The organism is Streptomyces sp. NPDC051173 (genome assembly GCF_040689515.1).
In the GTDB taxonomy this organism is placed as follows: domain Bacteria; phylum Actinomycetota; class Actinomycetes; order Streptomycetales; family Streptomycetaceae; genus Streptomyces.
Genome location: NZ_JBFBBD010000006.1, coordinates 47,821 through 61,647 on the forward strand (window position 1 = coordinate 47,821; position 13,827 = coordinate 61,647).

Consider the following 13,827-nt stretch of genomic DNA (forward strand, 5'->3'; position numbering starts at 1 on the left):
TCGAGATCCGGCCGGGGGCCCGAACCCAGAGCCCCTGGAACGTACGCTTGACCCCATGCGAACAAGCTCGATTCCCGGCAGCGCGGGACAGGTGCGGCCCATGCGGCTGCTCGGCGACCGGGGTCTTGGCACACCGTGCGAAGAGGTCACGGAATTCGGTCCTGACCTGGCGAAACTCGTCGAGGACATGTTCGCCACGATGTACGCGGCGCAGGGCGTGGGCCTGGCCGCCAACCAGATCGGCGTCCCGCTGCGGGTCTTCGTCCACGACTGCCCCGACGACGAGGACCGCCGTCACCTCGGGCACCTCGTCAACCCCCGCCTGGTGGAGGCCGACGGCGTCGTCGTCCGCGGGCCCGAGGGCTGTCTGTCGGTGCCGGGCATCGAGGCGGGCACCCCGCGCTTCGACCACGCCGTGGTGGAGGGCTTCACCGTGGACGGCGCCCCGGTGCGCGTGAGCGGCACCGGGTTCTTCGCCCGGTGCCTGCAGCACGAGTGCGACCACCTCGACGGCGGTCTGTACCTCGACCATCTGACGGGCTTTCGGCGGCGCCGCGCGCTGCGGGCCGTCCGTAAGGCGCCCTGGGCGGCCTGACCCGTGCCACGGGCCGGGACCCGTGCCCACGGGCCAGGCCCGGAGCCTGAGCCCCGCTCAGAAGGCCGGGCCGCCCTCCAGGTCGCCCGCGGCCGCGAGCCGGCCCCACAGCAGATCCGCGAGGTGCCGCACGAGGTTCTCCCGCGGGAACGGCCGCTCGCGCAGCCACCAGTCGCCCGCCGCGTGCATCATGCCGACGATGCCGTGCCCCCACGCGCGGGCCAGCTCGTCGCTGCCCGGCCCGAGGTCGACGCGCTCGGCTATCACCTGCGCCAGCTCCTCGCCGAGCCGGCGCAGCAGCGGCGCGGAGTGCCGGCCCACGTCGAAGCCCTGCTCGGCCTGGTCGGAGGAGTGGCCCTCGTCGGCGGGGTGCATCAGGAAGCGGTAGACCTGCGGCCGGGTCTCTATGGCCACCAGATAGGTGTCGAGCGTCGCCTCGACGCGGTCGCGCCGGGTGGCCGCCGGGGCGTCGAGCGCGGCGCGGAGGCCCGCGAGCAGCGCCTCCGTGTGCCGTGTGGCCAGGGCGCGGTAGAGCCCGCCCTTGTCGCCGAAGTGCCGGTAGAGGATGGGCTTGGTGATGCCCGCCTCCGCCGCGATGGCGTTCATGGACGCCCCCGGCCCGTCCCGCAGCACCACCCGGTCCGCGGCCTCCAGCAGCTCCTTGCGCCGCCGCTCCGCGGCCCGTTGCTGATCGTCCCGCTGACTGGTTTCCATAGGACCCGCCTCCCCGCCCCTGTTTCCGGTAACGCCTGCGCAACGTAACACCAAGCCCACTCAGCGAATCCGGGCGGCCGGGCTGTTGACTCCCCCTACTGACGGGTAACATACTCATGTTACCGCGAGTAATGACGAGTTGGAGGGGTCGTGACGCAGTTCATGATGGAGCTCGACGAGGATCAGCGGGGTATTCGTGACTGGATCCACGGCTTCGCGGCCGACGTGATGCGCCCGGCCGCCGCGGAGTGGGACGAGCGCGAGGAGTTCCCCTGGCCGGTTGTGCAGGAGGCCGCCAAGATCGGGCTCTACTCCCTCGACTTCTACGCGCAGCAGTTCTTCGACCCCACCGGCCTCGGCGTCCCGCTCACCCTGGAGGAGCTCTTCTGGGGCGACGCGGGCCTCGGGCTCGCCATCGCGGGCACGGGCCTCGCCGCGATCGGCGTGCTCACCAACGGCACCGAGGAGCAGATCGGCACCTGGGTGCCGCAGATGTACGGCGACGCGGCCGATGTGAAGGTGGCCGCCTTCTGCTCCTCCGAGCCCGACGCCGGTTCGGACGTCTCCGCCATGCGCACCCGCGCCGTCTACGACCAGGCGAAGGACGAGTGGGTGATCAACGGCACCAAGACCTGGGCGACCAACGGCGGCATCGCCAACGTCCACGTCGTCGTCGCCGTGGTCGACCCGGAGCTGGGCTCGCGCGGCCACGCCTCCTTCATCATCCCGCCCGGCACCCCGGGGCTCTCCCAGGGGCAGAAGTTCAAGAAGCACGGCATCCGCGCCTCGCACACCGCCGAGGTCGTCCTCGACGGCGTGCGCGTCCCCGGCCACTGCCTGCTCGGCGGCAAGGAGAAGCTGGACGAGCGGCTGGCCAGGGCGCGGGAGCGGGCGGCGGGGCAGCGCGGCGCGGGGTCGCCGAACGCCGCGATGGCCACCTTCGAGGCGTCCCGCCCCGCGGTCGGCGCCCAGGCGGTCGGCATCGCCCGCGCGGCGTACGAGGTGGCCCTCGACTACGCCAAGACGAGGGTCCAGTTCGGCCGCCCCATCATCGACAACCAGGGCATCGCCTTCCAGCTCGCCGACATGCGCACCCGCGTGGACGCCGCCCGCCTCCTGGTCTGGCGCGCCTCCTGGATGGCCACGGCGGGCAAGCCCTTCACCGCGGCGGAGGGTTCCATGTCGAAGCTCTTCGCGGGGGAGACGGCGAAGGCCGTGACGGCCCAGGCGATGCAGATCCTCGGCGGCAACGGCTACACCCGTGAGTACCCGGTGGAGCGCATGCACCGCGACGCCGCCATCTACACGATTTTCGAGGGTACGAGCGAGATCCAGCGCCTCGTCATCGCTCGCACACTGTCGGGGATGCCGATCCGGTAGGTCCGGCGGCGAGCTCCGCGGGCCCCGGGCCCGGCGGCCGCTGAACTCGCGGCGAAATCGGGGGATTTTACAGCAGATAAATGACGTGGATGTGTCGGGTTTTCGCGGGCGGACAGTTGCGGACAGTTTTCGGCTCGATCGAAAAGGGGCCGCTGACGGGTGGCAAGCTGTAGGCACCAAGGGGCCCGACACGTATCTTTGGCCATACCTGCACTGCCGGTTATGGCTCAAACGTCATGGGTGCTCATCGGCCGTGCTGATACCGTCGTTTCCGATCTTGTTCGTGCAAGTCCGGTCTTGGCGGTCACTCTTGGGAACCGCCCTCCGGTGCGCGTCGATCACCGGAGCTCAAGCGTGGCTTCATGGGGGAGGAAGCGCCGTGGCGGTCAGCAGCGATCGGGGCCGGGACGCCTCCTGGCGGCACCTGCCCGGCCGCTCCCACGCGCTGGACGGCCTCCTGCGGACGGCGGCGGCCGCGCGCGCCGGATCCGCGCGGGCCGTCGTCGTCCGTGGCCCGGCCGGAATCGGCAGGACCGCGCTCCTGGCGGCCCTCGCCGAACGCCTGACCTCCACCGGCATGACCGTACGCCACCGCACGGCACGGCCCGGCGCCCGCGAACACCAGGCCGTGCGCGACCTCTTCGAGCCCTTCGACGCCGGCCTCCCGGCGGCCACCGGCGCCCCCGCCGCGTACGCCGTCCACCGCGCGCTCCACCGCCGTGCCACCGGCCTCCTGGCGGACGGGCCGCTCGCTCTCATCCTCGACGACGCCCAGGCCTGCGACGAAGCCTCCCTGAACGGCCTGGGCTTCGTGCTCCGCCGCGCAGCCTCCTTACCCCTCCTGGTGATCCTCGCCCAGCGCACCGAACGCCCCGGGCCCGGCGCGGACGCGCTCTCCGCGCTGCTCGCCCACGACGGCTGCACGGCCCTGGACCTCGGCCCGCTCGACCCCGCGGCCACCGCCGCCGTCGTGACCCGGGCTCTGGGCCGGCCCCCGGCGGAACTCTTCCTCCAGCACTGCGCGGAGCTCTCCGGCGGCAACCCCGGGCTGCTGACCCGGCTGCTCACCGACGCGCGCGCGGCGGGCATCCGCCCCGACACGGACGGCCTCCACCGGCTGCGTGCCGTCGGCGAGGACCTCCTCACCCGCTCCGCGAAGGCGCGGCTGTCCGCACAGGCCGGTCCCGTCCGCGCCGTCGCCCGCGCCGTCGCCGTCCTCGGCCACACCGACCCCGAACTGCTCGGCGCGCTCTCGACGGTGACCGGCCGACGCCTGACGGCCGCGCTGGAGGCCCTGCGCCGCGCCGGGATCGTCGCACCGGCCGGCCACCCCACCGTCATACGGGAAGCCGTCCGCCGCGCCGTCCTCGCCGAACTGCCCGCCCCCGAGCGGGAGACACTGCGCGCCCGCGCCGCCCGGCTGCTCAACGACGCGGGCCGGCCCGCCTGCGAGGTCGCCGCCCAGCTCGTCCACCTCAAGGAGCCGGCCGAGCCGTGGATGCCCGGCGTGCTCCGCGCGGCCGCCGCCCAGGCACCGGACCGCACCACCGCGCGGGCCGCCATGCGCTGCCTGCGCCGCGTCCTCGCCGCCGGACCCACCGGCGGCCTCCGCCAGGAGATACGCGTCGAACTGGCCCGGACCTCCGCCCCCTTGGCCCCCGCGACCACCCTCGCGCAACTGCGGCAGGCGCTCGCCGAGGCCACCCGCCCGCACGACCGGGCCCGCATCGTCGTGGAGTACGGGCTGACCGCCGTCGGCACCCGCCGCGCCCCCCAGGCCGTACGGGAGCTGGGCGCCGTGCTCGACACCCTGCCGACGGAGCCCGGCACCCCGGGCCACGGGCTCCGCACCCCCGTCGCGGCCGCCCTCCTCGTCACCGCCGTCAACGACCGCACCGCCCTGGCCGCGGCGCGCGAACGGGCCCGCGACTGGCCCGTACCCCGCGGCGACAGCCGTGGCGAACGCCACCTGCTGGCCTCCCTGAGCACCCTCGCCGCCTTCGACGGCGGCCCCGCGGACCAGGCCGTCGACCTGGCCCGCCGCGCCCTGTGGATCGAGTCACCCGCACCCGTCGGCCCCTGCGTGCTCGGCGCCTCCATCGTCCTCGCCCTCGCCGACGAAGTGGACGAGGCGATGGAGGCGTTCGAGCGGTGCGTCTCCGACAGCCGGGCGCGCCACGAACCGTGGACCCACATCGCCGCGCTCTGCGGGCAGTCCCTCACCCTGCACGGCACCGGCGACGTCGCCACGGCCGTCACGACCGCCCGCACCGCCGTCGACCTCGCCGCGCGGGCGGGCTGCCCCGGCGCCACCATGCCGGCCCTCGCCCTCGCCACCGCCCTGCTCTCCCAGGGCGACGCCGAGGAGGCCGACGCCCTGCTCGACAGCATCGCCGGCCCGGCCGTCGCCCAAGGCGTCTGGGAATGGCACCAGTTCCTCTACACCAAGGGCAGGGCCCGGCGGGAGCGGGGCGACCTCGAAGGCGCGCTGGAACTGTGGCTGCACTGCGGACGCAGCCTGGAGGCGGCGGGCATCAGCAACCCGGTCCTCGCCCCCTGGTGGCTGCCCGCCACCACCACCCTCGTGCAGCAGGGCCGGACCAGGGCCGCCGCGGAACTCGCCGAACGCTCGCAGGAGGCCGTACGCCGCTGGGGAACCCCGCGCGCCATCGGCCTCGGGCTGATCGCCGCCGGTGTCGTCGCCGAGGGCAAGGCCCGGCTGGACCTGCTCGGCGAGGCCGTGGACGCCCTGGCCGCCTCCCCGGCCCGCCTCGAGCGCGCCAAGGCCGAATACCAGCTCGGCTGCGAGCTCCTGGCGCACGGAGCCACCGCCGACGCGCGCCGCCACCTGCGCCGCACCGTCGAACTCGCCACCGGCTGCGGCTATCACATGCTCGCCGCCCGCGCCCGGAAACTGCTCGTCGCCGCGGGCGGCCGGATGTCCCGGCTCGCCGTCAGCCCGGTCGACTCCCTGACCGAGAGTGAACGCCGCGTCGCCGCGCTCGCCCGGCGCGGCATCAGCAACAAGGAGATCGCCGCCACCCTCTTCCTCAGCCTCCGCACCGTCGAGGCCCACCTGACGAACGTCTACCGCAAGCTCGACGTCCGAGGCCGCGCCGACCTGCCCCCCTCCCTCGACGCCCCGTACCGCCCACGCCGCCACGCGGCCGACGGACCGCGCCGCTCACCGGCCGACACCCGCGCCCCGAGCCACTAGGAGAGCCGCGGGTGACGCACGGGAACACAGGACACTGGGCCGGGCACGGGGGCACGGCGCTCGTCGAGCGGGACCGCGAACAGAAGCTGCTGCGCGACCTGCTGAACGGACTGCGCGGCGGCCCGTCCGCCCTCGTCGAGATCGACGGAGGACCCGGCAGCGGCCGCAGCGCCCTGCTGAACCAGGCGGTCACGCTCGCCGGGCGGGCGGGGGTCCGCGTCGTCACCGCCCACGCGTCGTGGGAGGAGTCCGCACTGCGCTACGGCATCGCCGACCAGCTCCTCGCCGCCCTCGGGCGGCCCGACGACGCACCGCCGTCCGACTCGGACGACACCGTCATCGTCGAGGCGCTGTGCCAGGTCTTCCTCGCCGCGGCCCGCGTACAGCCCCTGCTCGTCGCCGTGGACGACACCCAGTGGGCCGATCCGCACTCGTGGCGCTGGCTCCGGTCCCTGGCCCGGTTGCTCCCGGACGCGCCGATGATGCTGCTGACCACCCGCTGTGGCGTCCTCGCGGACGGCACCCACGACCCGCTGGAGCCCGGCTCTTCCACCACCGGGCGCACCGTGGCCCGCCACACCCTCACCCCGGCCCCGCTGTCCGCCGCCGGGGTGACCGAACTCCTCACCCGGGCCCACGGGCGGCCCGTCGACCCGGCCTTCGGCACGGCCGCCGCCCACGCCGCCGGCGGCAACCCCACCCTGCTGCGCACGGTGGCCGGCAGATTCGCCCGGCACGACTGGCCGCCCGCCGCCGACCACCTGCCGCACCTCGTCGACAGCGTCGCGGAAGCGTTCCGGGAGCGCGCGGCCAGGACGGCGGCCGCGCTCCCCGCCGAACTCCTCGACGTCCTGCGGGCCATCGCCGTCTGCGGTCAGGACGGCACTCCCGACATGATCGCCGCGCTGACGGAGTCCGACGGCACCGACACCGCCCGTGCCGTGGCCCGGCTGGCCGGGACCGGCCTGCTCACCGACGGCGACCGGCCCGCCTTCCACGAACCGAGGGCCGCCGAGGCGGTGCTCGCCGGCCTCGGCGCGGACCGGCGCGAGCAGCTCTACGCCCGTGCCGCCCGGCACGCCCACCGGGCAGCGGTCCCCGACAGCGGGCTGACCAGGATGCTGCTCGCCGCCCATGTCGTCGGCGCCACCTGGGCCGTGGACGCCCTGCGCCGGGAGGCCGCCCGCTGCCGCGCCGTCGGGGACCTGCGCGCGGCGGCCCGGCTGCTGCACCGCGCGCTGCGCGAGCCCATGGCGCCGGCCTCGCGGGCGAAGGTCTTCGTCGAGCTCAGCGCCGTCGTGCTCGCCACCTCGCCCGCCGCCTCGGACCGGCACCTGCGCAGCGTCCTGCTCACCCGGGCCGACGCCTCCGCGGGCCCCTCATGGGTCGAGGCCGCCGGACTCCTCGTGACCCGCGGCGACGTGGTGTCCGTACAGCCGCTGATCGCCCGCGTCCTCGACCACACGGACGTGAACGCACAGGACCGGGCCGCGCTGCGGGCGCTGTACTGGCTCGCCGAACACAGCCAGCGGGGCGCCGAACACGAACTGGACCGGCCCGCCGTGGCCGCCCTCCCCGACCTGCCCGCCGAACCGGCCGAAGCGGGTGTCGCGGCCTGGCACTGCGCCCTGCGCGGCCAGGACATCGACCGCACCCGCTCCCTGGCCCGCACCGCTCTCGCCCCCGCCGCCAGGGACACCACGCCGCCGGCCGCCCAACTGGCCGCCTGCCAGGCCCTCCTCCTCACCGGTGACTTCGCCGAGGCGCAGGCCGCGCTGGTCGCGATCCTGGTGCGGGCACAGCGCTCCGGCACCCGCCCGACCGCCGGGCTCGCCCTGATCGTCGAGGCACAGGCCGCACTCCACCAGGGCAGCCCCGAGGCGGCCGTCACCTCCCTCGACCGCGCCCAGCACGTCATGCCACCCCACTGCTGGCACCCCATGATGGCCCCCGCCCCCGCCGGGCTCCGGGCACTCGCCCACCTGGCGCTGGGCGATGTCGCGACCGCCGAGCGCGCCGTCGAAGGGGTCCGCCCCGCCGGTGCCGAGAGCGGCCTGGCCTGGGCCTACCTGCTCTACGCGCGGGGCCGGGTGCGGCTCGCGGGCGGTCAGGGCGGCGCGGCGCTGGCGGACCTGCTGGAGTGCGGCCGCCTCCTGCTCGCCCGGCAGGTCGCCAACCCCGTCCTGCTGCCCTGGCGTTCGGCCGCCGCCGCGGCCCACGGCCCCGCCGGGCGCGGCGGACCGGCCGCCGACCTGCTGGCCGAGGAGCGCCGCCTCACCCGCGTCTGGGGCGCGCCCGACAACATCGACCAGGGGCTGCGCTACGTCGCGGAAGTGGCGCTCCGGACCGTCAGGACCGCCAAGGCCCCCGCCGTCCCCCCGGCGGCCCCTTCTGGCCGCGGGCTGACCGTCGCCGAGCTGCGCGTCGCGATCCCCGCCGCGCGCGGCATGACCAACCGCGCCATCGCCGCCGAGCTCTCGATGCCCCTGCGCGCCGTGGAACTGCACCTGGCCGCGGCGTACCGCAAGCTGGGCATCACCCGACGCGTCGAACTGGCCCGCGCCCTGGGGCCCTTGGGGAGGAAGAGCCGATGACGCCCGTGCCCGACCGGCGACTGCTCGACCGGCAGCGAGAGCTGGACCTCATCGACGGGGCCATGCGCGACGCCGCCCGGGGCAGCGGCTCGCTCATCGCCGTCACCGGCGGCATCGGCGTCGGCCGGACCGCCCTGCTGCGCGCCCTGCCGCCCCTCGCCGAACAGCTCGGGACGCGCGTACTGACCGCCGGCGCGGCCCCCATGGAAGCGGACTTCCCCTTCGGTGTCGCCGGCCAGCTCCTCGACCCTTTCCTGCCCGACCCGCCCGAGGGCGACGAGCCGTACGGAGAACTCCTCGCCCTCACCGCCCGGCACAGCGAACGGCAGCCCCTGCTGCTGCTCGTCGACGACCTCCAGTGGGCCGACCCGCACTCCTTGCGCTGGATCGGCCGGCTCGCCCGCCGGATCGGCCACCTCCGGATCACCGCCGTCGTCACCCTGCGCGAGGGCGAGCACCGCGCCGAGGAGCCCCGCGTCCACGAGATCGTCGGCAGCGCCGCCCATGTCCTGCGCCCGGCGCCGCTCGGCCGGGCGAGCACCGCCGAGCTCGTGGCCGCACGCCACGGCAGGGCGGGCGGCCCCGTCTATGTGATGGCCTGTCATGAGATCAGCGGCGGCAACCCGATGTTCCTCACCGCCCTGATCGATGCCACCGCCGGGGTGGGCGGGCCGGACACCGCCCGGGCCGCGGCCGTGGCCGTGTCGCCCCTGCCGTCGCTGCGCGAGCGCCTCGCCGCCGCGCTGCGCGCGCAGCCCCGGCCCGTGCGGGCCATGGCCGAGGTGCTGGCCGTCCTCGGTACCCACACCGCCCCGGAACTCGCCGGCCGGCTCGCCGGGCTCGACCCGACCGGCCGCGACACCGCCCTGCGGGCCCTGCGCGGACTCGGGCTGCTGACGGCCGGGCCCGAACCCCGCTTCGCGCACCGGGCCGTACGCGACGCCGCCGAGGACCTGCTGAGCCCGGCAGAGCAGGAGGAGCACCACGTCCGCGCCGCACTCCTCCTGCACTGCGCCGGGTACCCCGCCGAGGAGGCCGCCGCCCACCTCCTGGCCGCGCCCTCGTGCGAGGAGGACTGGGCCGTGGAGGTGCTGCGCGCCGCCGGCGCCGCCGCCCTGCACTGCGGGGCCCCCGAGGACGCCGCCCGGTGCCTGCGCCGGGCCCTGCTGGGCAGCGCGCCGGACGGGCCGGAGCGGGCCGCGCTCCTCGTCGACCTCGCCTCCGCCGAGCGCGCCTTCGACCCGGCCGCCGCGATCCGGCACCTCTTCCAGGCGCTGGACCTCATCCCCGCACCCGCGCAGCGCGCCCTGGCCGCCGTGCGCATCCCGCCGTCCCTCCTCGGCGGCTGCCCGCCCCCGTCCGTCGAGGCGATCCGCGAACTGGCCCACGAACTGGGCGCGCCCGGGCACCTCGCCGGCGGGGACCGCGAGCAGGCGCTACGGCTGGAGGCCAGGCTGCGCCACGTCGAGGTGACGGCGCCGGGACAACTGCGCACCAGCGCCGAACGGCTGCGCTCCCTCGGCCCGGACCCCTCCCTGCACACCGCTGCCGAGCGCGAACTGGTCACCGTACTGCTGCACGGCACGACCATGGCCCAGGGCGTGTCCGCTGCGGAGGCCGCCCGGCTCGCCCACCGCCTCCTGCAGTACGAGCCGGCCACACCGGACCACGCGTACACCGCCCTGCCGCTGCTCACGCACGTCCTGGTCGCCGCCGATTCCGTCGGCACCATCGGACCCTGGCTGCACACCGCCCAGGAGCGGGCCCGCAGGGACGGCGCCACCGTGCCCCGCGCGGTGATCAGCGTCGAACTCGCCCATGTGCTGCTCGCCCAGGGCCGCCTGGCGGAGGCGCGGGCCCAGGTCGACGAGGCGCTCGCCCTGGGCGTGACCGACTGGGCGACGCTCCAGTCGCTCGTCGGCATCGTCATGGTCGCCGTCGAGAGCCGGGACACGGGCCTGGCCCGGAAGCTACTGGCCTACCGGCGCGACGGCGTACGGCAGGGGCACCAGCCGTCCTCCCTGCACCTCGTCCGGGGCTCGGTGGCGGCCGGGTCCGGTGATCTGCCCACCGCGCTGGAGCACTTCCTGGAGTGGGGCCAGACCGCCGAACGCGCCGACTGGCACAACCCCGCCGTCTTCCCCTGGCGTTCCTGGGCGGCCGGACTGCACTACCGGATGGGTCACATGGCCCAGGCCAGGGAACTGCTGGAGGAGGAGTGCGCGCGGGCGGCCGACTGGGGCAGCCCCGTGGCCATCGGCCGCGCCCAGCGGGTGCGGGGGGCCGTCACCGAAGGGGAGCAAGGCATCGCCCTGCTCCGCGAGTCCCTCGCCACCCTGGAGGCGTCCGTCAACGGTCTGGAGCGCGCCCGCACGGCCGTCCTCCTCGGCCGCAGACTGCGGGCCGCGGGCCGGCCGGAGGCCGCGACCCATCTGCGCCGCGGCCGCGAACAGGCCCTCGCCGGCGGGGTGACCTGGCTCGCGGACCTGGCGGCCCGCGAACTGTGCGCCATGGCCAGCCCGGTGGCCCCCGCCGCGATCGAGTCCCTCACCCGGAGCGAACGCAGAGTGGCCGGGCTCGCCGCGCGGGGGATAGCGAACCGGGACATCGCCGAGCTCCTGGAAGTGAGCTCCCGGGCGGTGGAGAAGCACCTGACCCACGCCTACCGGAAGCTCGACGTGGCGGGCAGGGGCGAACTCGCCGCCCTGGCCCACCTCTTGCCGGACGCCTCGGCCGCACCCTCCGGCGGTGCTCCGACGGCCCCGATCACTGTCACCCGTCCGAAAGGTCACGCATGAACAGCGCAATGAACCAGCCCCTCTCGCGGCGCCGCCTGCTCGGCATCGCCGCCCTCGGTGCCGCCGCCATGGCCGGTGCGACCACCATCACCACCGCGACACGCGCCGCCGCGGCCACGGCCACCGACGGCGCGTACGTACCCGCGGTGGTGATCGGCACCGGCTACGGCGCCGCCGTCTCCGCCCTGCGCCTCGGCGAGGCCGGAGTGCCCACGCTGATGCTGGAGATGGGCCAGCTGTGGAACCAGCCAGGCCCCGACGGCAAGATCTTCAACGGGATGCTCGCACCCGACAAGCGCTCCAGCTGGTTCCGCAACCGCACCAAGGCCCCGCTGGGCTCGTTCCTCTGGCTCGACGTCATCAACCGTGACATCGAGCCCTACGCCGGAGTCCTGGACCGGGTCGAGTACACCGACATGTCCGTCTACGTCGGGCGCGGCGTGGGCGGTGGCTCGCTGGTCAACGGCGGCATGGCCGTACGCCCGTCCCGCGCGTACTTCGAGGAGGTGCTGCCGCAGGTCGACTCGGGCGAGATGTACGACCGCTACTTCCCGCGCGCCGACAGCGGGCTCGGGGTCGGGCACATGGACCCGGACTGGTTCGAGAAGAGCGAGTGGTACAAGTTCGCCCGGGTCTCGCGCGAGGCCGCGCGCAAGGCGGGCCTGGGCACCACCTTCGTGCCCAACGTCTACGACTTCGACTACATGCAGCGCGAGGCGGCCGGCGAGGTGCCGAAGTCGGCGCTGGCCACCGAGGTCATCTACGGCAACAACCACGGCAAGCGGAGCCTGGACAAGAGCTATCTGGCGGCCGCCCTCGGCACCGGCAAGGTCACCATCGAGGCCCTCCACACCGTCCGGGCGATCGGCAGACAGTCCGACGGCAAGTACGTCCTGACGGTCGAACAGGCCGACCCCTACGGCAAGGTGCTCGCCCGTAAGCAGATCACCTGCCGCCACCTCTTCCTCGGCGCGGGCAGCCTGGGCTCCACCGAACTGCTCGTACGGGCCCGGGACACCGGCACCCTGCCCGGCCTCAGCGCCGAGGTCGGCGCCGGGTGGGGCCCCAACGGCAACATCATGACCGCCCGCGCCAACCACGTCTGGGACACCACCGGCGCCCACCAGTCCTCGATCCCCGCGCTCGGCATCGACGACTGGGCCAACCCGGCCGCCCCCGTCTTCGCGGAGATCGCCCCCATGCCGGCGGGCCTCGAGACCTGGGTCAGCCTCTACCTCGCCATCACCAAGAACCCCGAGCGCGGCACTTTTGTCTACGACAAGGCCACCGACCGGGCCCTGCTGCGCTGGACGCGGGACCAGAACGCGCCCGCCGTCAACGCCGCGAAATCGCTCTTCGACCGGATCAACAAGGCCAACGGCACCATCTACCGCTACGACCTCTTCGGCTCCCAGCTCAAGGCGTTCGCCGACGACTTCTGTTACCACCCGCTCGGCGGCTGCGTCCTCGGCAAGGCCACCGACCTCTACGGCCGGGTCGCCGGTTACCCCAACCTCTATGTCAACGACGGATCGCTGATCCCCGGTTCCATCGGTGTCAACCCCTTTGTGACGATCACCGCACTTGCCGAACGGAACATCGAACGCATCATCAAGCAGGACGTCCTCGCGTCCTAAAGTGGCCGGGTGACCGTGGGCGGCGGGGGCCGCAAGGGCCCTGCCGCCCACGGTTGTTCATCACCTTGCTCACCATTGTTCTGTATGTCGAATTTCCGTTGGAAGGAACGACCGACCCGTGATCGACAACACCGAGGACAACGGCCTGTGGGTCCGCAGGTTCCACCCGCGCCCGGACGCCGCCACCCGGCTGGTCTGCCTGCCCCACGCCGGTGGTTCGGCGAGCTTCTACTTCCCCGTGTCGCAGGCCATGCCGGACGATGTCGACGTCATCTGCCTCCAGTACCCCGGCCGCCAGGACCGCCGCACGGAGCCGCTCATCGACAACATCCCCGAGCTCGCCGACCGGGTCTTCGCCGCGCTGCTCCCGTGGGCCGACCGGCCGTTGGCGTTCTTCGGGCACAGCATGGGCGCCACGCTGGGCTTCGAGGTCGCCCGGCGCCTCGAGCGGGAGAAGGGCATCGTCCTCGCCGGACTCTTCGCCTCCGCCCGTCGCGCGCCGTCCAGGCACCGGCACGAGACCGTGCACCAGCGTGACGACGACGGCCTGATCGCCGAGCTGAAGGGGCTGAGCGGCACCAACTCACAGCTCCTCGGCGACGACGAGATCCTGCGCATGGTCCTCCCGGCGATCCGCGCCGACTACCACGCCGCGGAGACCTACGCCTATGAGCCGGGGGAGCCGCTGCACTGCCCGGTGACCGCGCTGACCGGTGACGACGACCCCAAGGTGACCCTGGAGGAGGCCCGGGCGTGGGCCGAGCACACCGAGGGCCCCTTCGACTTCCACGTCTACCCGGGCGGCCACTTCTACCTGGCTTCGCACCAGAAGGCACTCAACACGCTGATGGCGGACCACCTGCGGGCTCGCCAGGGCGCGTGAGGGCCTGGT

8 protein-coding genes are annotated in these 13,827 nt (G+C 74.5%); 7 read left to right on the forward strand and 1 reads right to left on the reverse strand.

Translation table 11 applies throughout. The annotated features are described in order from the left end of the window. Positions 1-55 precede the first annotated feature (55 nt). Positions 56-595 carry a peptide deformylase gene (gene def, locus AB0435_RS06005; RefSeq protein WP_366002581.1) on the forward strand — a complete coding sequence of 180 codons (540 nt, stop codon included), beginning with the start codon at positions 56-58 and terminating at the stop codon, positions 593-595. 57 nt (positions 596-652) lie between these two features. On the opposite strand, the gene AB0435_RS06010 is transcribed toward def, so the two are convergent. Next, positions 653-1,309, reverse strand: coding sequence for a TetR family transcriptional regulator (locus AB0435_RS06010; RefSeq protein WP_366002580.1), 657 nt, complete (start codon positions 1,307-1,309; stop codon positions 653-655). A gap of 150 nt (positions 1,310-1,459) precedes the next feature. On the opposite strand from AB0435_RS06010, the gene AB0435_RS06015 reads away from it, so the two are divergent. From AB0435_RS06015 to AB0435_RS06040, 6 genes are all read left to right on the forward strand, one after another. Beyond that, positions 1,460-2,689 carry an acyl-CoA dehydrogenase family protein gene (locus AB0435_RS06015; RefSeq protein WP_366002579.1) on the forward strand — a complete coding sequence of 410 codons (1,230 nt, stop codon included), beginning with the start codon at positions 1,460-1,462 and terminating at the stop codon, positions 2,687-2,689. 379 nt (positions 2,690-3,068) lie between these two features. Next, positions 3,069-5,906: an AAA family ATPase gene (locus AB0435_RS06020; protein ID WP_366426313.1), complete on the forward strand. Its 2,838-nt coding sequence runs from the start codon at positions 3,069-3,071 to the stop codon at positions 5,904-5,906. 11 nt (positions 5,907-5,917) lie between these two features. Beyond that, on the forward strand, positions 5,918-8,500 hold the full coding sequence (locus AB0435_RS06025) for a LuxR family transcriptional regulator (protein WP_366426314.1): 2,583 nt from the start codon (positions 5,918-5,920) through the stop codon (positions 8,498-8,500). Continuing rightward, positions 8,497-11,298 (forward strand): AAA family ATPase, encoded by a 2,802-nt coding sequence (locus AB0435_RS06030; protein WP_366002576.1) that lies wholly within the window; start codon positions 8,497-8,499, stop codon positions 11,296-11,298. The genes AB0435_RS06025 and AB0435_RS06030 overlap by 4 nt, the downstream gene beginning before the upstream one ends. A gap of 8 nt (positions 11,299-11,306) precedes the next feature. Then, the gene (locus AB0435_RS06035) at positions 11,307-12,935 is read left to right on the forward strand and encodes a GMC oxidoreductase (RefSeq protein WP_366002575.1); all 1,629 of its coding nucleotides are present in this window, start codon (positions 11,307-11,309) and stop codon (positions 12,933-12,935) included. Positions 12,936-13,053: 118 nt separating this feature from the next. Continuing rightward, a complete protein-coding gene (locus AB0435_RS06040) occupies positions 13,054-13,818 on the forward strand; it encodes an alpha/beta fold hydrolase (protein ID WP_366002574.1) in 765 nt (254 codons plus the stop codon). The last annotated feature ends 9 nt before the right edge of the window (positions 13,819-13,827 follow it).